Here is a 19,988-nt window from a genome sequence, read left to right as displayed (position 1 = left end):
ATTACGAGATCTACATGGTGGCCGACGCCTCGGGCGGCACCACCAAGGAAGCGCACGACTACGCCATGCAGCGCATGATCCAGGCCGGCGTGGTACCGGTGACGTGGCAGCAGGTCCTGCTGGAATGGCAGCGTGACTGGAAGAACAAGGAAACGTACGACGCGGTGACGGGCCTGGCGAAGGAACACTCGGGCGCCTACGGCATGGGCATCGACTACGCCTACACGATGGTGCACAAGGCCGCCCAGCGCACGCAGAGCGCCCATCCGTCGATCGCCCCGGTGCATGCGCCGGTGATCGAGTACTGATCGAAGACTTCCAACAGCTCCCACAAAAGCGGGCACGTGAGCGCCATCACCCACCGGGGTGGCGCTCGCGTGCCCGTGTTCGTTCGACGCAATTTATTCGGTGGATTAGTGATGCGATCGCTCTGGAGCCTGTGAAAAATCATTCGAACGAATGATGCGTATTTTGCGGTTTTTTCCGTTGGGTGCGCCGTCACGGAACCGGGAGGCTAGGCGGTAGCGGAATGCGTATACGCGTATACGTATACGCCTGTTGCGTTGCGAGAGACGCGCTCGCCGCGCACTTCCATGCGTCGATAACCACGTCACCGGACCCAAAGCGTACTCACTGCTGCGTATGAAATTCCTTTTAAATCAACGCTGCGGAATGACAGGTGCAACGACATGTTTTTCTCCCCTGCAGGGCATTTAGGCAACCCGTGATCCATTACGGAAAAGCGGCTGCTGCGCACTCACAGTGGCCGCAACGACGCGGGTGTCTGCTGTAGGCGAAGCGCATTGCGCGGCGGATGTCTTGTCCCGGTCCTCGCAACGTTCGCATGCACCACGAATGAAGGGCGCCGCTGAAACCGGGCTCACATTCGTTAGCTGGATTTGAGGCGCACGTCCGGCATGCAGATATGTCCCGCCGGGGGCTGTGGGCGTGCCACAGGCATTTTTCCGGACCATGAAGGTGTCAGCTTGTTGTCGCGACGGCGCTCGGCCTTCCTGGCCGTGCTCGCGCCCTACGCAGCCGCTAAGGCGCCTTGGGGCCGCCTGGCTTCTGGTATCGTCCGAGCCAGGATCATTCGGCCATATGGGGCCTCAGCCCTTCAGAATCGGTCGCCGTGCTGCCTTCACCTTGTCTCCGCCGAAATTTCCCCATGTGCGCGGGCTTGCATTAAAATAATTTGCATTGCATTTTTATGTGCAGAATGGGCCGGCCAGGATTGGGGATGAAAACTTTTGGTTGCAAATCAGTCACTTACGTAGCTGATCCCATATGCGGCGGCTTCGGCGCTCCGTTGCGCCACGGGGCTGCTTCGGATGCCGTGGGAAGTCGACAACAGCGATCGATTCCAGGTCTAAATGTGCTCCTAACGGCACAGTATCTGGAGCCCAGGCGTGTCCGCTGATCATGACACCCTGGCGGCGACAAAGCTGACCCGCACCGAATTCGCAGTGGTGCGTGCGTATGCGCAGGGCATGCGCCCGATCGATATCGCCAACCGCTATCTGCTGGATCCCGATGACGATGATGACCTGACCGAGCATCAGGCGATCCAACGCATTCTGTCGCTGCGCGACCGGCTGGTCCAGTTCGCCCTCCAGCACGACCGCCCGGATATCGCCGAGATGTTCGAGGCGCTGCGCGGCCGGTCGGACACAGGCATGTCCCGCCGGGTCGAGGCGCTGTCGTCGATCGAACAGCTAGGTCAGGGGCGGCCTCTGCCGTCCCACCGTGTGACGCTGTGGTTCGGGCCTAGCCTGGCCCGCCGACTGATGGCCGCGGACATCCATACCATCGCCGATCTCATGACCTTGGCCAATCGGCGGGGAAGCAGTTGGTGGCGTCACGTCCCCCGAATCGGTAGGAGATCCTGCGAAACCGTGGTGCGCTGGCTGGCCGGTCAACAGGCAACGTCCGATATCAAGCTGCGGGATTTTGTACTTCTACCTGATGATTTTGTGGCGCGAAAGGCGCTTTTGTCTGCGCCGTTATCTCCGACCATGCGTGTGCCCGTCCCATTGGAACTGATGCGCATGGACGGCGGGCGCACTGCCCTCGAAAGGGAACTGGCCGAAGATCTGCGCTTGGTACGGCATTGGTTGAAGGCGAAGGAATCATCGCCGAACACGTGGAAGAGCTATCGGCGCGAGGCCGAACGTTTGCTGCTCTGGGCCGCGCGAAAGGGCAGTTCACTGCGCTCGCTATCCGCTGCAGACCTTATGGCGTACCAGTCGTTTCTCGCAGACCCCCAACCGGCTGACTTCTGGTGCGGCCCCGCCAGCGCACGCGACAAGGTGCATTGGCGGCCATTCGAAGGGCCTTTGCGTACCAGTTCCTGCGAAGCTGCCCTGCGCGTTGTCCGGTCTCTACTTGGCGCGCTTCTTAACGAAGTGCCGCGCAAACGTGGCCGGCAGCCGCGCGAGCGAGTTCCCTTGAATGCGCACGATGCGCTCACCCCGCCGCAGGCCTTGTCGGCAGACACCTCGGCGGCGGAGGTGCCGCCGACTTCGCCCGAAAAGCCGCGCGCAGTGTCGACGATTCCGGTCGATCGCTTCCTGGACTGGCTTGCGAACGACACGCCGTCGCCGCAGCAGCGCGCAGCGCGGGCCGCGGCCTTGCTGATTGCACGGCACGGACTGCGCGTGATCGAACTGTCGTCGCTTCGCATCGCGCATTTGGCGCCCGGTGTCGCCGGCGTCCATCTGGCACTGGAGGCAAAGAGTGCCGCAAGGGCGGGGGACATCTCACTGGACGCCGATGTGTGGCAGGCGCTGCTGATGCACTGGGGCGATCGCGAGCTGGAATGGGATGGAAGTTTTTCAGGCGAGCGTCCCGACGCCGCCTTGCTCGCGCCGGTTGATTTCCCTGACACCGAACGGGGTCGGGCTAAGCGGTCGCAGACGGCGGCCGGCTACTCTTCGAGCGGGCTGGAGCGGCTGTTGCGCGTCAGCTGGCGGCGCTTCGTTGCCGCGAACGATGATGTGCCGGCGGCGTTCACACCCCGCCAGCTCAGGCTCCCGAGATCAGAGTAGCGTCTTGTCCAGGCCGAAGCGGGCCTTCAGGACTTCCAGCAGATCTTCCCGGGCATTGCGATCGGTCAGCTGGACATCGAGCATGATGCGTCCGGAATCCCATTCCTTGATCGTCCCCAGCAGTTGACCTGCCTCGGTGCGAATCTTGTACTGGCGGCTGATTTCCTTGACCTTGCGAGACTTGCCTTCTTGCGCGTGTTTCCGGATCGATTCCACCTCGCGGCTCGACAGTCCGTCGTTCATGATGCGCGTGGCCAGCTCGCGGGTGCGATCCTCGCCGGCGATCTTGCAATAGAGGGTCAACTCGTAGCCGGCCGAAATGCCGATGGCGCTGGGCCGCTCGCGCATGACAGCGAGCACCGATTCAGGCAACTTCAGTAGTGCCAGCGTCTTGTTGACCGTGCCGGCGGACATCCCGGTCAGTTCACAGATCTCTTCTTCTTTCTGAACCTTGCCTTCGTCCAGCAGTTGACGCCAGGCAATGGCGTTGTCCAGTGCAGACTGGTCCGATCGCTGCTCGTTAAGCAGGAACGAGAGCCGGTAAAAATCGAGGTCGCTAAGATCGTCCTCGATAAAGCATTCCATCTCCAGCTTGCCAGCGGATGCCAGGGCGCGCTTTCGATAGTGCCCGTCGATCAGGATGTATTGCCCCGGCCGCGCAGGATCGGGGGCAGCCAGGCCCGGCGTCTTCTGGCCATGCGTGGCGATCGACGCGGCGCGCTCCTGCACCACGGCAGGATCGTAAATGCGTCGCGCGTTGAATGGGTTGTCGTGCAGGTTCGCGATAGGCACGCGAATCAGCATGCGCCCTTCCGCATTGGCGACCGTACTTTCAGCGCTGAAAGTCGCCGACGCCTGCGGGGGGCGCTGGTTCTGCAGAAGGCCGTTCGGATGCTCGGAGAGCGCGGCTTCCGCACGTGCGAACCGGTCGATCGCGTCGCTGCGGGTCTTTTCCGCGGCCATGCCGGCGAGCATGCCGGCCTTCAGGCTTTTCAGTTTCGTTGCCATTCGTATTACTCAATCAAGGACAGGACCTCGTCCACCATCATGTCGACTTCCTGGATCGCCTCCCGCGCACCCGGAACTCCATGGACCGTGCAGCCGATCGCCTGGCACTCGCGAAACGCCGAGCGCGAGCCGATCATCGAATTCAGCAGGGGCACTTCGCCGTCGTCGCCAAGAATCTCGATAGCCTGTCGCGCGATGGAGACGCGTCGTTGGACCATGTTCGCCATGACGCGAATCTGCAGGGTCTCGTTCTGTACCTGCGCATGCTGCGCCAGCGTCTTGGCCGCAACGGCGGCCCACAAATCGGGCGGCGACGGGACCACGGGAATAATCGCCAGGTCGGATATCAGCAGCGCGCTGGACGGAGCCGCCGAGTGTACGGCCGGCGGGCAGTCGACAAGAATGTAGTCGTAGTCATGCACGAACTTGCGGACTTCCCGATGCATGGCGCCGCCCGACGGCGCGAGCCCGATGACAGACGCCGGGAAGGGCCGTTCATCGCTGGCCTGCGCTGCCCATCTGGTGGCTGTGCCCTGCTCGTCCATGTCGACGAGCATCGAGCGCGCGCCACGGAGTCCCAATGTGCCAGCGAGATGCATGCTAACGGTGGTCTTGCCGCAGCCGCCTTTCTGGTTGAAAACGGTGATGATCTTTGCTGCCACTTGGGGCCTCACTTTCAGCGCTGAAAGCGCGAATGATGGTGTTCAATCAAGGCGAAACTTTAGCCAATCCCACAGTGCGCTACAACCCATTTTCGAAAATTTAAATAAATTGGAAACCTTGGGAAAAGAGGCAGCGAGGGCGTGTCGAAGCGCTAGAAATGCCAGGGTGGGAGAAACCCGCCTATATCAACTTTGGGGATTCTTCTTCTTGAAAAGCGGTACAGACTCCGCCTAAAGTAAAGGTAGTGCGCATTACGGCGCACATGACACCGCAACACAATGTGGTTATGATGCCCGTTACAGTCGAGTCAAGTCGTGTCAACTCGTTGACTTCCGTTCGGTATCTACGAGACCCCAGCGTGCTTGAACGGTTGTTTGCGTTGTGTAAAACGAACTTGCTTCGAAAGGACTTTCTTATGGCAACCGGTACGGTCAAGTGGTTCAACGAGACCAAGGGTTTCGGCTTCATTACTCCCGACGATGGCGGCGCAGACCTGTTTGCCCACTTCTCGGAGATTCAGGGCTCGGGTTTCAAGACCCTGAAGGATGGTCAGCGTGTGACGTTTGAAGTCAAGCAAGGTCCGAAGGGCCTGCAGGCTTCTGCGATCAAGCCGGCCTGAAGCGAACCGCTGCAGTTTCCCGGCGGTCGTCGAGATGACTGACCGGTAAGCAAGAAGGGCAAGCGCAAGCTTGCCCTTCTTGCTTTACAGCCGGCCCGTCCCGCCTGGAGCGCCACGCCGCGCTGGCCCCTGCCGCAAGCCCTTATCCGAGCTTGCGCACGCTCGTACGCGACGGCTGGAGGATCAGCGCCTTGGAAGAGTCCGCATCGACCTTCGCGCCAGGATAGACAACGAGCACGTCCTTGAGCGCCTTGCGGAACAGCGCCCGGAACTTGCGTTCGCTCTCCGTTTCGGTCCCGAACTGCATCTGCAACGCTTCCCACGGGATTTCCGTCCGGCGCTGGATCGTGAAGAACCGATAGGTGAGCCACGAATACACGTCGAGCGCGAACGGCGACTGCTTCAGCGCCTTGAGGGCGCGCATATCGACCGGTACAGGCCGGTTGACCAGTTCGTTGAAGAACGGCTCCGACAGCACGACGAAGCTCTCAAACATCGAGCCCTGCCCGGGCTGCATCGGGTCCCACCAGGTCGACAGCTGATCGGCCAGCAAATAGCCGACCCGATCGATCGACAGGGGTTCATGATTGGGTGCCTGATTCGGCACTGGCACCGACTTGTTCTGGACGATGGCGATCGTGGCCGAAAACAGCCGGATCATCTGCTGCCGAACCAGCGTCATCGTGCCGCGCTTGCCCCCCGTGGCCATCGGAATGCCAAGGTTGTACATGAACTCCGACAGCGAGTTGCCAAGCGAAATCCGACGGTCTTCCACCGTTCCGGTGAACTCGCCGCGCTTCTTCTTGGCCATGATCTCCTTGCCGATCCAGGCAAGCATCAGGCGCGGGTAGGAGCCGTACGGATATCCCAGCGACACGGTTTCCGAGACAAGCTTCTGCCGGCCATTCGACGCGCGCTCGGAGCGTTGCTGTGTGAAGTAACCAGGCTGAATCATCAGCGAGATATTGCCGCTGGTGCGTGTCCACACGGGCGGCGCACCCTTCGGTGCGCGATACGGAAGGGTGACCTGCACGCTTGCACGACTCAGGAAGCCTACTTCGCCACTTTGCCACGCGTCTTCGCGCTCCATGGCCTGGGCTTCGTCGAAAAGACGCTGGAATTTCTCGGACGGCGCGAGGGCGTTCTCGTTCCCGGGAATGATGATGCGGGACGGTTCCGCGTCCGCTTCCAGGACGGCACGTTCTCCCTCGGAGGCCATAGAGCGTTTGATCGACATATTGATGGGCTTCGGATTACCCGCCTTTTTACGCGATCACGTATACGTTGTCACGCAGAAACGGGTACGTATACGTGTTTATCTGGCGAGGATGCCGTTTGCCGTTCCCTGCGCGTCGGGCGGTACGTCGCTTGGCCAACTAGTGGCCCGTCCTGCAGCTGGTTGTGTTGACTGGCCTGTTATCTGGCGATTGGTGAGATGGCGGCCGCACGGTGGGCAACCCGCTAGGGTTGTCCACGGTTGGCTGCTCATCCACTACAAGTAAACGATACCGATACGGGTTAACTACTCGTAAACCGTATACGGAGCGCCAAGGCCATTGATTGCAAAGCGTTTTTCGACCCCTTCCGTACCCGATTCTGCGGGCATACGTACTCGTTTCTGCGTAGCCCCGAACCCGAATCTGCGACCAGGCGAACCCGTTTCAGCGAAATCGGCGAACCGAAATCTGCGGGGATAAGTCACTGATCCCACAGGCTTTTCCACAGAAAGCCGAGCACAAAGCGTACCCGTTTCTGCGCAGCATGCGCCGAACCGGCAGTCACCGCGGCTTGTCCGGGGCGATTGAAGGCCTTATCCCCGCAGAATCAGGTACGCCTTGGCGGCCTCGCGCCAGGTTCGGGGTGCCTTGCGTACCCGTTTCTGCGTCTGGACGGCAAGAAAACGAACCCGATTCTGCGTATACAGGGTTGGAAGCCGCCATGATGCCTTGTCGAACCTGTTTCTGCGACGTACCCAAATCTGCGGACGTTGACTTCCAGGCGCCCCTTCCGCCAAAGCGTACCCGTTTCTGCGTTCTGCAAAGCAGTCCGTTTCTTGCCGGCCGTACCCAATTCTGCGGGCTGCCCGCGTGGTGATACGGTGACCGAGCGTATACGCCAACGCTGTATCAACGCGTATACGCAAAGCCAGCCCACACTTTGCACACCTCCTAATCAAGCATGCTGAGGCAGCCTGCGTACCTGTTTCTGCGTGACTGGAGGCCATCGAGCGAACGTGGACGGACAATCGGCAGTGCCTTCAAATCCCTTGCGTACCCATTTCTGCGGCCTCCGGTGGCCGTAAACCGTACCCATTTCTGCGCCGCGCCCGCGTCCCAACCACGTATACGTGGGCGCCCGATCATGCGAACCAGATTCTGCGGGGAAAACTGCCTTGCCTAAACATTAGGCGGGATAAGTGCCCATGCCAGGTGCTGCAAAAGCCATGCGAAGCGAAAAAGCGTACCTGTTTCTGCGTTGCACAAAATGTTGTAATCCGGTCACAAGGAAGGCGTGGCGGTGCCGGTCCGTACCCATTTCTGCGCGACGCCTACGACGGGCGTACCCGTATCTGCGGCGGGTCTGAGGGGCCCTCGGGAACGCGTACCCGTTTCTGCGAGCCGCAGCCGACGGGAGCGTGCACGGATAGGTTGATGTGCGGAGGCGGACCGTGAAGCCGGTGTTCTACGCGAGGAGACGACCGCGACCGCGGCCGCTTGTCGCGGATACGCCGTATCGGCAACAGCGGCCGGAGCTGTCCGCCGGGGACGGACGAAAAAAAACCCGCCAATGGCGGGTTTCTTGGACGCGACGCACGCCGAAGCGTGCGTGCAGCCTGGACTTACATCGGGGTGATGTTAGCCGCTTGCAGGCCCTTCGGGCCGTTCTTGACTTCGAACGACACGCGTTGGTTTTCTTGCAGCGACTTGAAGCCCTCGGCGCGAACTTCCGAGAAGTGCGCGAACAGATCGTCACCGCCAGCGTCCGGCTTGATGAAACCGAAGCCCTTGGCGTCGTTGAACCACTTTACGATACCGGTTTGCATGGTATTGCTTTCCAAAAAAAATAAAAAAGAAACCGATGGTGCGCACACCACCGTATTGCCAACTCAAGGAAAGGACACCATGGACAACCGAAGTACCAAGACGTTGGCTAACGAATGAACTGTTGCCTCGTCGCTTGAATCTGGCGGAGATTTATACGGGGGATTGCCGGTCTCGTCAAGGCAGGGATTCCCCGGCCGGGGCTGGAAGCACCTGGCGGCTTGTGGGATGATCCGGCCTTTTCCGTATTGTCGAGTCAACACGGCACCCGGCAACGCGTGTCGCACGCGCCGCCCGAGCACCCCGGAGACACCATGTCCACCCCTGAACAGGCCCGCCAGCCAAGCCAACCATCCGCCGCATCCCCCTCATCGAGCCTTGTGGAGCGCCTCTTCCGCCTGCGCGAACACAACACCGACGTGCGCACCGAAGTGCTGGCCGGCGTCACAACGTTCCTGACGATGGCCTACATCATCTTCGTGAACCCGAGCATCCTGGGCGATGCCGGCGTGCCCAAGGATGCCGTTTTCGTGGCCACGTGCCTGGCTGCCGCTATCGGCACGCTGATCATGGGTTTCTATGCCAATTACCCGATTGCCATGGCGCCTGGCATGGGGCTGAACGCCTACTTTGCCTATACCGTGGTCAAAGGCATGGGCCTGCCGTGGCAGGCTGCGCTCGGGGCCGTGTTCATCTCGGGCTGCCTGTTCCTCGTGGTGACGCTGTTCCGCGTACGCGAAGCCATCGTCAAGGGCATTCCCGTCGCGATTCGCGGCGCCATCACCGCCGGTATCGGTCTGTTCCTTGCCATCATCGCGTTGCACAGTGCGGGCATCATCACCGGCAATCCCGCAACGCTGGTCACCATCGGCGACCTGCACCAACCGCAGGCCGTGCTGGCCATCATTGGCTTCCTGGCGATCGTGGCGCTGGACCGGCTCAAGGTGAAGGGCGCCATCCTGATTGGCATTCTGCTGACCACGGTGCTCAGCTTCGTTTTCGCGGGCAACCGGTTCCACGGCGTGGTGTCGGCGCCGCCGTCGATCTCGCCCACGCTCTTCAAGCTCGATATCTCCGGCGCGCTGTCGATCGGCATCGTCAACGTGGTGCTGGTGTTCTTCCTGGTGGAGCTGTTTGACGCCACGGGCACGCTGATGGGGGTGGCCAACCGTGCGGGGCTGCTCAAGGCCGGCAAGATGGACCGCCTGAACAAGGCCCTTATGGCCGACAGCACCGCGATCATGGCGGGTTCGCTGCTCGGTACGTCCTCCACCACTGCCTATATCGAAAGTGCGTCGGGCGTGCAGGCGGGCGGCCGCACGGGCCTGACCGCCGTCACTGTGGCCGTGCTGTTCCTGGCGTGCCTGTTCATCGCGCCGCTGGCCGGCACGGTCCCGGCCTATGCCACCGCGCCGGCGTTGCTGTACGTGTCGTGCCTGATGTTGCGCGAACTCGTCGACATCGACTGGAGCGATGTCACCGAAGTGGTGCCCGCCGTGCTGACCGCGCTGGCCATGCCGTTCACCTACTCGGTGGCCAACGGCGTGGCTTTCGGCTTCATCTCATATGCCGCGCTGAAGCTGCTGACGGGCCGCGCCAGGGACGTGCCCGTGATGGCATGGATCATCGCCGCGGTGTTCCTGTTCAAGTTCTACTACTTGCCTGGGCATTGAGCGGCGCGCAGCACGCGAAGGTTTCATGAAACAAGTGGGGATGGCCGAAACGCCATCCCCTTTGCATTGGCGGGTGCGGTTTGACACATTCAAAATGAAAACGATGACATCCGGCGCTGCCGCTGAATGTACGCGTACCTGTTTCTGCGTATCAAACGGATGTGCGGCAGCGCGACGGCGTACCCGTTTCTGCGACGAATGTAAGTGCTCATTAACCTAGCAAGGCGCAGTCGAAAGCCGCTTCCAAGTCTCATACAAAAGTATGAGACTTGGCTGACAGCCAACATTCCGGGCTGGACAAAAGGGGGGAAATGCACTGAACTAGAGGCGTGGCAAAAATTTGAGGGCGCGCAAGAGCGCCCTTTGTTGACTCCGGGATCCGGGCGCCGTCGACGTGCATCGACCGCACGCGACAGCAAATTGGCGAGGCCCGCCGGTAGCACCAGAACGGGGCCAGCCGATCATGAGACCGTCCTCGCAGGACGGCTTCGCCACCACGAAAGAAAGAGTGCGCGAACATCCATGCGCACCGGACAAAGACAGCTCAAATCCAGAACAGAAAGTGGTAAACGCGAACGTGTAGTGCCGGGGGATGTTGTTCAACGGGGAACAGATCATGACCGCAGGAGAAATCCGGCGTCCCGCCATCGGGCCCATCAGCCAGCCCGGCAGTCAGCCGGCGCAGGGCCAATGGAAAGCCTTGGGAGAAGCCTCCGCAGACTTCGCGCTGCATGAAGGGAGCGATGCAGGGCACGAGGACTACGCCATCACCGACGTTGCCGCCGTTCTTGCCGAAGACCACGAACTCTCGCCGCGCACGCGCGCCGCAGTCGAGGGGCTGTTGCAGCGCCATCGCCTGCTGGCCAACGAACTGTGCCGCCAGCGCCTGCTGCTGCAGGAATGGATCCTGAGCCAGCTGACGTACAAGGCGCTGTACTACCAGTATTCGGGCCAGAAACCGGAGTCGCCCAGCATCGAGCTCATGCGCGAAAAAGACATGGTGCGCCGACGTATCCGCGACGAACTGTGCGCGGCCGGCGATCGTGCCAGCGTGCTCGAAGACCCATCACGCAGTTTGTCCACGCCGTGATCCCCCAGACGTTGCGCGCGGGCCAGCCCGCGCAGCCGGCGGAACCGGGCCGGGCCGAATGGCCCTCGGCCGCGCGTGCCGCCGGTTCCGTTGCGACCAACAAGAAGCCCAACGTCAGGGAGAACGTCATGGACCGACTGTGCAAGGCGCCCGCACGCACCGCACAGATCGTGCTCGTGTCGCGCTATGAGGATTTTGGTTTCAGTGCATCCCAGTTCGGATCGGGCTGGGAAATCCGGCGTGTGCAACAGGTGCGAGACCTGGAGCGCACGGTGCGCGGCAGCGCGCCGATGGCCGGCATCATCGACCTGCAGGCGCCGTACACCGACGCCGAGCTGACCCAGCTCGAGCAGGGACTGCAGCATCTGCATGTCATGTGGGTGGCCATAACTTCGACGGCCATGCTCGAGGACGAACGCGTACGTCGGCTGATCCGCGACTATTGCGTGGATTACGTGCGCACGCCGTTTTCGTTCGACGAACTGCTCTACACGCTCAAGCACGCCCACGGCATGGCCAGCCTGCACGGCGCGCGCATGCCCGAGCAGAACACGCGCGGACCCATGATCGGCGAATGCCAGCCGATGCGTGCCATGTTCCGGTCGCTGGCCAAGGTGGCGCACAACGATGCCCCGGTGTTTATCTCCGGCGAATCGGGCACCGGCAAGGAACTGGCCGCTCAGGCCATCCACGAAGCGTCGAGCCGTCGCAAGGGGCCGTTCGTGGCCATCAACTGCGGCGCCATTCCGTCGCACCTGGTGCAGTCCGAACTGTTCGGCTACGAGAAGGGCGCTTTCACCGGCGCCAACCAGCGCAAGATCGGCTGGATCGAGCAGGCGCAGGGCGGCACGCTGTTTCTGGATGAAATTGGCGACCTGCCGCTGGAAAGCCAGGTGGCGCTGCTGCGGTTCCTGCAGCAGGGCACCATCACGCGCCTGGGCGGCCACCAGTCGATTCCGCTGGACCTGCGCATCATCTCGGCCACGCACGTGGACCTGGTGGCGGCGCAGGGCGATGGCCGCTTCCGCTCCGACCTGTTCCACCGGCTCTGCGTGCTGACGCTCACCATCCCGCCGCTGCGCGAGCGCGGCGAAGACATCCTGCTGCTGGCCAACGCCGTGCTGGCCGAACATGGGCACGAGGCGCATCGCCGCATCCGCGGGTTCTCCACGTGTGCGACGCAGGCCATGATGCAATACAGCTGGCCCGGCAATGTGCGCGAACTGATCAACCGCGTGCGGCGTGCGATCGTGATGACCGACAACCGCAAGATCACGGCCGAGGACCTGCAGCTGCATGGCGGGGTGGAAGTCCCGCGCAAGACGCTCGACGCCATTCGCGAAGAAGCCGAGCGCGAAGCCATCCGCACGGTGATGGCCAGCCATGGCTTCCACGTGGTGCCGGCGGCGCGCGAACTGAACGTGTCGCGCGTGACGCTTTACCGGCTGATGCACAAGCACAATATCCGCGTGGACTTGCAGCCAAGCGCTTCGGGAGACTAGCGGGAACGTCGCGGATGACCGGCAAAGGAAAACGCGCCAGGACGTAATGGCGCCAAGGGGGATCCGGCGACGTCCGCTCGCCGGATCCCCTTCGTCCTTTCGCCCGGACAGCGGCGGAAGGCTGGCGCGGCTTGGCCCGCGCAAACTGGCCGGCCAGCGGCCCTAGCTCATGCTGACCTTGCCACGGCGCCCGCGAGGCGGCGCGCTGTCGTCATGTTGCAGACGCCCCGGCGACACGTCGTGGGGATCGGTGATGTAGTCGCGCGCCTGCCGTTCGGCCGGTTGCGCGGAGTGTGCCGGCGTCTGGTCGGGCTTGAAGCGCACGTCGCCCCAGGCCCAGCCGAATGCCCGCACATAGATATCGTTGCTGACTGCCGCGTGACTGTTCAGGTCTGCATCCTCCGGCCGGTCGAAATAGGCGTAGTTGCCCGCCAGTGCGGGCGCGGCCGCGGTCGAGAGCAATGCCACTGCGATGGTGGCTAACACTCTGGCGTACATGGGTTGCTCCCTCCCTTCCTGGAAAAAGGTGCCCGCCGGGGGACGGAGCACGTAAACCTGTTTAGGTGCAGGCGCGCCAAAAAGCAACGGGCGCGTGCCCGAAAGCCTGTTTCACGTCATCTGCCAGGCCAAATGCATCGGTCAGGCGCCTGTCAGCAGCCAGGATGCCCGTTGCGCTGGCGGCTGGCTGGCGCGGCCGAACTGCGATGGGCAGTGGCGCAAAACGACGTGACCGGCCGCGTGGCCTGCCGTGGAGACGGAAGCAGGGGCGGCGAGAGCAATTCCCTGACGGACGGGGGCGGGCCTGCAAGCCGATAGGCGCGGCGGCGCGCCGTCATTCGGGCGGGTGGATGACGCATGGCAGTGTCTTCTCCTGCGTTCTGGCTTTCTTTGTTATTTGACTCGGACTTCTCCCATGCGAAACAGAGCGACAAGCGTGCCAATCGGGTGCAAACGCTTGTTTTACAAGGCTTGCCGGCAAGCGCCGCGCTGTATGTCGCGCGCCATGAGGCCCCGGCGGCGGCAATCGGTTACGCCGGTGTTACGACAAGCGGACGCCAGGTCGCGTGGACCCGTCACGCATGAAACCCGGCTTGCCGGATGCACGGCGCCGGCCGCGAACGCGGCAGCGAACGAGCGGGTGCCACGGGGGTGTCCACGGGTGCCAAGGTGGGACAGGGGCAGCCTGGCAGCCGCCAAACCTGCAGGCGTGTCTGCTTTTCGGGGCAGAACTGCCGCACGCCGATAGAAACGCCGCAGGTCCGGCCGCGCCGGATATTGCGCGCCGACCGCGCGTGCATCCGGTTGCATCCCTGATACCGGCGAGAGTCCGCAGAAATGGGTACGCAGGGGTCGCGGCGGATACGCAACGACAGCCCGCCGCCGGGGTGCCGCAGTGCGTCGGCAGCGGTGGGCGCGTCAGCGCGGCGCGGCCTGCGTGCCGGAGGCGCCGTTCGTGACGGGGGTGGGGGTCGTTGTGGCGGCGCTGCCCGATATCGGCTTGGGGCCCGGCCCCGGCGGCTGGTTGCGTTCGCAGCCCGACAACATCGCGAGGCAAAGGATCAGGCCGGGCACCAGCCGGGACGGAACGCGGCCCGCGTGAGCGGTCAAGGGCTGGGGCTGGCCGTTCTTGGTGAAGATCACGTATGGCTCCTGTTCGGGCCGGACACGCGGCGTGCCCGGCGGATATACCGGGCGCGGGCGGTACGGCATGTGTGCCTTGATCAACTGTAGCAGGCAGACGTGTCGGCTGCGGCCCGAGCGCACTATGATGAACGCACGCATCAGACTTCGGCTGACAGACAGGATGCGTCACAGGGGCGATGTTTGGGGCCAGGGTCCAGGGCTCCAGGCCAGCCTCGTTTCCTGTCGGCCCGAACCTGCCCGACGCCAGCCCACTCCAGGACACCCCCGGCATGCCTTCAGAACACGTGCCCGAGAAGCCCGACCGCTCGCCGCCCAGCCCCCGGCGCGGGCGCTGGCTGCCCGATCGCCATACCGGCAGCCGCACCGTGCGCGTGGTATCGGCCGCCATCATGGCGTGGTTCGATCACCGCGCGGCCAGCAAGGGCGCGGCGCTGTCGTTCTACATGCTGTTCTCGATGGCGCCGATCCTGGTGCTGGTCATCTCCATTGCCGGCCTGTTCTTCGGGGCCGAAGCCGCGCGCGGTGAAATTTTCTCGCAGCTCAACGGACTGGTGGGCGAACAGGGCGCGGCAGCCATCCAGAGCATCCTGGCGGCGACGCACCGCGCCGGCGGCAGCGGCATTGCGGCGACGATCGCGTTCGGCATCCTGATCGTCGGCGCCACGAGCGCGTTCGCCGAGCTCAAGAGCAGCCTCGACGATATCTGGCAGGCACCCCCGCCAATCGGGGCCGGATGGAAAAAGCTGCTGCGCGCACGCATGCTGTCGTTCAGCATCGTGCTGGCGTTGGCGTTCATGCTGCTGGTGTCGCTGGTGATCAACGCGGCCCTGGCCGTGGTCAACCGGTTCTGGGGCCAGCTCTGGACGGCCTCGTGGTTCGCGCCCGTGGCCGACGCGATTTCCACCGCCTTCTCGTTCGCCGTGGTCACCGCGCTGTTCGCCACGATTTTCAAGATGCTGCCAAACGTGCGGATCGCGTGGCGGGACGTGCTGATGGGCGCCATCATCACCGCGCTGCTGTTCTCGGTGGGCAAGCGGCTGATCGGGCTGTATCTGGGCAACAGTGCCGTGGCGTCATCGTACGGCGCGGCGGGATCGGTCGTGGCGCTGATGCTATGGGTGTATTATTCGGCACAAATTTTCTTCTTCGGCGCCGAACTGACGCGGCAGTACGCATTGCAGTTTGGCAGCCTGCGGGGGCATGATCCAGCGCGCGAAAACCGCCCGCCGGCGACGCACGCCCCCGGCCGGCACCGCGAACCGGTAAAATAGCGCCCCAATCCGATCCCCGGGACACGTCCCGGGTTGCTCCCAGGCCGCTGGCGCCCGCCCGAACGTATGCCAGCGGCGCCAGCGCCCAGCCCGGGCGCCTTTCGCCCATCGCCCCTTACCCGATTCCTGAAGCCGTGAGTTCGCTCGTTTCCGAAATTGCGCGTCGCCGCACGTTTGCCATCATTTCCCACCCGGATGCGGGTAAGACCACGCTGACCGAGAAGCTGCTCTGGTTCGGCGGCGCCATCCAGGTGGCCGGCGAAGTGCGCGCCCGCAAGGCCGACCGTCACGCCACGTCCGACTGGATGGAGCTGGAAAAGCAGCGCGGCATCTCCGTGACGTCGTCGGTGATGCAGTTCCCGTACCAGTCGCGCCCGGACGCGCCGGAAAACATCGTGAACCTGCTCGACACGCCGGGCCACGAGGACTTTTCCGAAGACACGTACCGGACGCTGACGGCCGTGGACTCGGCCGTGATGGTGATCGACTCCGTCAACGGCGTGGAAGCCCAGACCATCAAGCTGCTGAACGTCTGCCGCCTGCGCGACACCCCGATCCTCACGTTCATCAACAAGCTCGACCGCGAAGGCCGTTCGCCGATCGAGCTGCTCGACGAAATCGAGGACGTGCTCAAGATCCAGTGCGCGCCGATGACCTGGCCGATCGGCATGGGCAAGGCGTTCCGCGGCGTGTATCACATGATCGACGACAAGGTGCAGCTGTTCGATCCGAAGGGCGAAAAGGGTACCGCCGCCATGCTCGATGGCCTCGACAACCCCGAACTCGACCGCATCCTGGGTTCGCAGGCCGACGAACTGCGCATGGAGATCGAACTGGTGCGCGGCGCGTCGCACACGTTCGACCGCGAGGCCTTCCTGGCCGGCAGGCAGACGCCCGTGTACTTCGGTTCGGCGATCAACAACTTCGGCGTGCAGTCGCTGCTGGACGCCTTGTGCGAACTGTCGCCGCCGCCGCTGGCGCGTGCGACGGAATCGCGTACCGTCGAACCGCAGGAAGGCAAGTTCAGCGGCTTCGTGTTCAAGATCCAGGCCAACATGGACCCGCGCCACCGCGACCGCATCGCGTTCGTGCGCGTGTGCTCGGGGCGCTTCGACCGCGGCATGAAGCTGCTGCACGTGGCGCAGGGCAAGACCGTGGCCATCAACAACGCCATCACGTTCATGGCGCAGGACCGCAACACGACCGAGGAAGCCTACGCCGGCGACATCATCGGCGTGCCGAACCACGGCACGATCCGCCTGGGCGACGTGTTCACGGAAGGCGAGCCGCTGCGCTTCACGGGGATTCCGTCGTTCGCGCCCGAATTCTTCCGCCGCGCGCGCCTGAACAACCCGCTGAAGGTCAAGCAGCTGCAGAAGGGCCTGCAGCAGCTGGCCGAAGAGGGCGCCACGCAGATGTTCCGCCCGCTGATGTCGAACGAGCTGGTGCTGGGTGCCGTCGGCATGCTGCAGTTCGACGTCGTGGCGCACCGCCTGGAGCACGAATATGGCGTGGATGCTATCTTCGAGTCGCATGAATGCGCCACGGCGCGCTGGCTCAAGGGCGATCCGGCCGAGATCGAGAAACTGATCGACAAGAACGGCCACAACGTGGCCATCGACGGCGCCGGCGATCACGTCTACCTGGCCCCAAGCCTGGTCAACCTGCGCCTGACGCAGGAGCGTTTCCCGAATATCCGCTTCCTGGAAACGCGCGAGATCGCCTGATCCGACCTCGGCTGGCCCACGGCGGGCCTGATTCCGCGACGGGGTCGGGCCGCCTTGGCGTGCTGTGTTGATAACTTCATTGTGTCGGCAACGATACAACACCGGCGCGGCGCAATGCCGGCGTCTGGGCTAGAATCCTGAGCTTTGTACGCGACTGCGTACATTGCCTGCCTCCTGCGCCCTCAGGGCGCTTCCAGCCCCATGTCCAACGCCTCCGCGCTGCCGGCCGACGAGCCGGATTCCGTCTTTCGCGACCCCGCCTTCCGGCATTTCTGGTTTGCCCGGCTCTGCACCACCATCGGTTATCAGATCTTCACGGTCGCCGTGGGCTGGCAGATGTACGACCTGACGCGCGATCCGTTCATGCTCGGCATGGTGGGACTGGTGCAGTTCCTGCCATCGATCGCGCTGATCTTGATGTCCGGCCATGTGGCCGACCGTTTCGACCGCCGCATCATCGTGCGGACCTGCCAGATGCTCGAAGCGGTGATCGCGGCGTCGATGGCCGTGGCCAGTTTCTCGGGCTGGGTCACCAGCGAGCACATCTTCTTCTTCGTGGCGGCCATGGGCGGCTGCCGGGCCTTCGAGACCCCCACGCTGCAGGCGCTGCTGCCCAGCGTGGTCACGCCCCGTCAGTTGCCGCGCGCCGTGGCGCTGGCCAGCTCGGCTGCGCAGACCGCCATCATCATCGGACCCGCGCTGGGCGGATTTGCCTATGTGGCGGGCGCGGGCGTGGTCTACGCGATCAGCGCCGTGCTGTTCGCCATCGCCGCGGCGCTGGTGTTCACGCTGAAGCTGCGCCAGGCCGCGCAACGCCTGACGGCGCCGGTCAGCATCAAGACGCTGTTCGCCGGCTTTGCCTATATCCGCAGCCACCAGGTGCTGCTGGGCGCGGTGTCCCTGGACCTGTTCGCGGTGCTGCTGGGCGGCGCCACGGCGCTGTTGCCGATCTATGCGCGCGACATCCTGCATACCGGCCCGTGGGGCCTGGGCCTGCTGCGGTCGTCGCCGGCCATCGGGGCGCTGGCGACAGCGCTATGGCTGGCCCGGCATCCGCTGAACCGCCGCGTGGGCCGCGTGATGTTTGGCGCGGTGGCCATTTTTGGCGTGGCGACGATGGTGTTCGGCGTGTCCACGTGGCTGCCGCTGTCGATGGTCGCACTGGTGGTGCTCGGCGCGTCGGACATGATCAGCGTGGTGGTGCGCCAGACGCTGGTGCAGCTCGATACCCCCGACGACATGCGCGGCCGCGTGGGCGCGGTCAACTCGGTGTTCATCGGCGCATCGAACCAGCTTGGCGAGTTCGAGTCGGGCGTGACGGCGGCGCTGCTCGGGCCGGTAGGCGCGGTGCTGCTGGGCGGCGCCGGCACGATCCTGGTGGTGGCGGCATGGATGAAGCTGTTCCCGATGCTGACCAACCGCGACCGCCTGCACGACCATCCGACCGGCCCTCACGGGGCGGACGCTTCCGGCAACAAGGCGGCGCCGGCACGCTGATGCGGCCCGGCGCGAACCTTCGAAAGGGCGGCCTGGCCGCCCTTTTTCCATGTCGGCGCGCACGCACCGGCGTACCCGTTTCTGCGTGGCGGCGATCCGTCCGCAGGCCAGCCGGATTGGATTAGAGTCACGCCATGGCAGACACCTACCGGCCGCTCACCGACAACGCCGTGTTTTCCGCGCTCACCCAATCGCGTGCGTCGCTGGAGCGCGCCTGCGTGCTGGGCGATGGCCTGGGGCTGGCGCTCTGGCGCAACCGCCACGACGACACCGCCTACGCCCGGCCTGGGCACCACACGATGTCGATGTACCTGGAAGGCGGCTATTCCACCTATCGCCGGGATGCCCCCGATCGCAAGGGCGGCCCGGACCGCCTTTGCCTGCTGCCGGCCGGACACGAATCGGCCTGGCATGTGGGCGGCACGCAGCGATTCCTGCATCTCTACTTCCAGCCGGAACACCTGGCCTGGCACTGTGTGCGCGTGCTCGACACCGAGCCTCGCGCGCTGCAGCTGCAGGACCGGCTGTTCGTCGAGGATGCCGGGCTGGCGGCCCTGTCGCGCCAACTGGTGGCGCTGGACTGGCAGGACACGGACAGCCGCATGGTCGGCAACGCCATGGCGCACGGGGCCGTGACCCACCTGCTGCTATCCCATGGGGCGCGCCAGCCTGCGGCCAACTGGCGCGGCGGGCTGTCGGCGCAGGTCAGACGCCGCGTGGCCGACTGGATCCACGCCCATCCCGCAGAAAATCCGACCCTGGGCGACCTGGCTGCACTGGCCGGCCTGTCGGAATTCCACTTCGCGCGCATGTTCCGGGTGTCGTTCGGCATGGCGCCGCACGCCTGGGTCATGCGGTCGCGGCTCGACCGCGCGCGGGCGCTGCTGGACGACGGGCGCTTGTCCCTGCAGCAGGTGGCCAGCCGCGCCGGCTTTGCCTCCGCCAGCCACTTCAGCAACCGCTTTCGCGCGGCCTACGGCGTCACGCCGGGCCAATGGCGCACGGCGGCAGGAATTTCAGGCAAGTTGTAAATCCTGCACACGGACGGCCCCCGGTGGGGACCGTTGTGACGCCCGAGGCCCGCCCGGAACAGCACGCCGCCAGCCATTGCGCCGTCGGCGATCACGCAGAAACGGGTACGCTTTTGCCGCCGGGTGTGGTCCGGCTGGCACGTCCTTCGCAAGTCTGGCGGGGTTTGACACCCTG

The 19,988-nt window shown here is 64.0% G+C and carries 16 protein-coding genes and 1 pseudogene; 11 read left to right on the top strand and 6 right to left on the bottom strand.

What is annotated here, in order from left to right:
• Together D9X30_RS23565 and D9X30_RS23560 are read left to right on the top strand one after the other, a co-directional pair.
• Positions 1–308 (top strand): annotated as a pseudogene (locus D9X30_RS23565) (hydrolase); the annotation flags it as partial.
• Between the two features lie 1,101 nt (positions 309–1,409).
• On the top strand, positions 1,410–3,047 hold the full coding sequence (locus D9X30_RS23560) for a phage integrase family protein (RefSeq protein ID WP_249641069.1): 1,638 nt from the start codon (positions 1,410–1,412) through the stop codon (positions 3,045–3,047).
• On the opposite strand, the gene D9X30_RS23555 is transcribed toward D9X30_RS23560, so the two are convergent.
• A complete protein-coding gene (locus D9X30_RS23555) occupies positions 3,039–4,055 on the bottom strand; it encodes a ParB/RepB/Spo0J family partition protein (RefSeq protein WP_153950245.1) in 1,017 nt (338 codons plus the stop codon). The two genes, D9X30_RS23560 and D9X30_RS23555, sit on opposite strands and share 9 nt — an antisense overlap.
• 5 nt (positions 4,056–4,060) lie before the next feature.
• The gene (locus D9X30_RS23550) at positions 4,061–4,717 is read right to left on the bottom strand and encodes an AAA family ATPase (protein WP_249641068.1); all 657 of its coding nucleotides are present in this window, start codon (positions 4,715–4,717) and stop codon (positions 4,061–4,063) included.
• Between the two features lie 416 nt (positions 4,718–5,133).
• Between D9X30_RS23550 and D9X30_RS23545 the strand changes: the two genes are divergently transcribed.
• Positions 5,134–5,337, top strand: a complete 204-nt coding sequence (locus tag D9X30_RS23545; protein ID WP_006159056.1) for a cold-shock protein — start codon at positions 5,134–5,136, stop codon at positions 5,335–5,337.
• Positions 5,338–5,479: 142 nt separating this feature from the next.
• Here D9X30_RS23545 and D9X30_RS23540 read toward each other — a convergent pair whose 3' ends face one another.
• Positions 5,480–6,574 carry a replication protein RepA gene (locus D9X30_RS23540; RefSeq protein WP_153950243.1) on the bottom strand — a complete coding sequence of 365 codons (1,095 nt, stop codon included), beginning with the start codon at positions 6,572–6,574 and terminating at the stop codon, positions 5,480–5,482.
• A 1,602-nt stretch (positions 6,575–8,176) separates the two neighbouring features.
• Entirely contained in the window at positions 8,177–8,380 is a 204-nt protein-coding gene (locus tag D9X30_RS23535) for a cold-shock protein (protein ID WP_029051093.1), read from the bottom strand.
• Between the two features lie 312 nt (positions 8,381–8,692).
• Between D9X30_RS23535 and D9X30_RS23530 the strand changes: the two genes are divergently transcribed.
• The 3 genes from D9X30_RS23530 (at position 8,693) to D9X30_RS23520 (ending at position 12,643) form a co-directional block, all read left to right on the top strand.
• Positions 8,693–10,051 carry an NCS2 family permease gene (locus D9X30_RS23530; protein WP_153950242.1) on the top strand — a complete coding sequence of 453 codons (1,359 nt, stop codon included), beginning with the start codon at positions 8,693–8,695 and terminating at the stop codon, positions 10,049–10,051.
• Positions 10,052–10,667: 616 nt separating this feature from the next.
• Positions 10,668–11,141: a hypothetical protein gene (locus D9X30_RS23525; RefSeq protein ID WP_153950241.1), complete on the top strand. Its 474-nt coding sequence runs from the start codon at positions 10,668–10,670 to the stop codon at positions 11,139–11,141.
• A 128-nt stretch (positions 11,142–11,269) separates the two neighbouring features.
• Positions 11,270–12,643, top strand: coding sequence for a sigma-54-dependent transcriptional regulator (locus D9X30_RS23520; protein ID WP_153950240.1), 1,374 nt, complete (start codon positions 11,270–11,272; stop codon positions 12,641–12,643).
• A 162-nt stretch (positions 12,644–12,805) separates the two neighbouring features.
• On the opposite strand, the gene D9X30_RS23515 is transcribed toward D9X30_RS23520, so the two are convergent.
• Positions 12,806–13,141 carry a hypothetical protein gene (locus D9X30_RS23515; RefSeq protein WP_153950239.1) on the bottom strand — a complete coding sequence of 112 codons (336 nt, stop codon included), beginning with the start codon at positions 13,139–13,141 and terminating at the stop codon, positions 12,806–12,808.
• A 357-nt stretch (positions 13,142–13,498) separates the two neighbouring features.
• On the opposite strand from D9X30_RS23515, the gene D9X30_RS23510 reads away from it, so the two are divergent.
• Positions 13,499–13,726, top strand: coding sequence for a hypothetical protein (locus tag D9X30_RS23510; protein WP_153950238.1), 228 nt, complete (start codon positions 13,499–13,501; stop codon positions 13,724–13,726).
• 333 nt (positions 13,727–14,059) lie between these two features.
• On the opposite strand, the gene D9X30_RS23505 is transcribed toward D9X30_RS23510, so the two are convergent.
• Positions 14,060–14,284 carry a hypothetical protein gene (locus tag D9X30_RS23505; protein WP_153950237.1) on the bottom strand — a complete coding sequence of 75 codons (225 nt, stop codon included), beginning with the start codon at positions 14,282–14,284 and terminating at the stop codon, positions 14,060–14,062.
• A 272-nt stretch (positions 14,285–14,556) separates the two neighbouring features.
• On the opposite strand from D9X30_RS23505, the gene D9X30_RS23500 reads away from it, so the two are divergent.
• The 4 genes from D9X30_RS23500 to D9X30_RS23485 all read left to right on the top strand — a co-directional run bounded on the left by D9X30_RS23500 (position 14,557) and on the right by D9X30_RS23485 (position 19,813).
• Positions 14,557–15,558 (top strand): YihY/virulence factor BrkB family protein, encoded by a 1,002-nt coding sequence (locus tag D9X30_RS23500; RefSeq protein WP_153950236.1) that lies wholly within the window; start codon positions 14,557–14,559, stop codon positions 15,556–15,558.
• A gap of 134 nt (positions 15,559–15,692) precedes the next feature.
• Entirely contained in the window at positions 15,693–17,285 is a 1,593-nt protein-coding gene (locus tag D9X30_RS23495) for a peptide chain release factor 3 (RefSeq protein ID WP_249641067.1), read from the top strand.
• Positions 17,286–17,486: 201 nt separating this feature from the next.
• Positions 17,487–18,782, top strand: a complete 1,296-nt coding sequence (locus D9X30_RS23490; protein ID WP_153950235.1) for an MFS transporter — start codon at positions 17,487–17,489, stop codon at positions 18,780–18,782.
• 134 nt (positions 18,783–18,916) lie between these two features.
• A complete protein-coding gene (locus tag D9X30_RS23485; protein WP_153950234.1) occupies positions 18,917–19,813 on the top strand; it encodes a helix-turn-helix domain-containing protein in 897 nt (298 codons plus the stop codon).
• Positions 19,814–19,988: the final 175 nt, after the last annotated feature.

Origin of the sequence: Cupriavidus sp. U2 (genome assembly GCF_009663685.2) — a bacterium.
GTDB classification, from domain to species: domain Bacteria; phylum Pseudomonadota; class Gammaproteobacteria; order Burkholderiales; family Burkholderiaceae; genus Cupriavidus; species Cupriavidus necator_C.
This window is presented reverse-complemented; position numbering and strand designations above follow the sequence as displayed.

What these genes read in the sequence shown, in the direction of transcription:
- D9X30_RS23555 (WP_153950245.1), bottom strand. Translation starts at nt 4,055, where the DNA reads ATGGCAACGAAACTGAAAAGCCTGAAGGCCGGCATGCTCGCCGGCATG.
- D9X30_RS23545 (WP_006159056.1), top strand. Translation starts at nt 5,134, where the DNA reads ATGGCAACCGGTACGGTCAAGTGGTTCAACGAGACCAAGGGTTTCGGC.
- D9X30_RS23540 (WP_153950243.1), bottom strand. Translation starts at nt 6,574, where the DNA reads ATGTCGATCAAACGCTCTATGGCCTCCGAGGGAGAACGTGCCGTCCTG.
- D9X30_RS23535 (WP_029051093.1), bottom strand. Translation starts at nt 8,380, where the DNA reads ATGCAAACCGGTATCGTAAAGTGGTTCAACGACGCCAAGGGCTTCGGT.
- D9X30_RS23530 (WP_153950242.1), top strand. Translation starts at nt 8,693, where the DNA reads ATGTCCACCCCTGAACAGGCCCGCCAGCCAAGCCAACCATCCGCCGCA.
- D9X30_RS23525 (WP_153950241.1), top strand. Translation starts at nt 10,668, where the DNA reads ATGACCGCAGGAGAAATCCGGCGTCCCGCCATCGGGCCCATCAGCCAG.
- D9X30_RS23520 (WP_153950240.1), top strand. Translation starts at nt 11,270, where the DNA reads ATGGACCGACTGTGCAAGGCGCCCGCACGCACCGCACAGATCGTGCTC.
- D9X30_RS23515 (WP_153950239.1), bottom strand. Translation starts at nt 13,141, where the DNA reads ATGTACGCCAGAGTGTTAGCCACCATCGCAGTGGCATTGCTCTCGACC.
- D9X30_RS23510 (WP_153950238.1), top strand. Translation starts at nt 13,499, where the DNA reads ATGGCAGTGTCTTCTCCTGCGTTCTGGCTTTCTTTGTTATTTGACTCG.
- D9X30_RS23500 (WP_153950236.1), top strand. Translation starts at nt 14,557, where the DNA reads ATGCCTTCAGAACACGTGCCCGAGAAGCCCGACCGCTCGCCGCCCAGC.
- D9X30_RS23490 (WP_153950235.1), top strand. Translation starts at nt 17,487, where the DNA reads ATGTCCAACGCCTCCGCGCTGCCGGCCGACGAGCCGGATTCCGTCTTT.
- D9X30_RS23485 (WP_153950234.1), top strand. Translation starts at nt 18,917, where the DNA reads ATGGCAGACACCTACCGGCCGCTCACCGACAACGCCGTGTTTTCCGCG.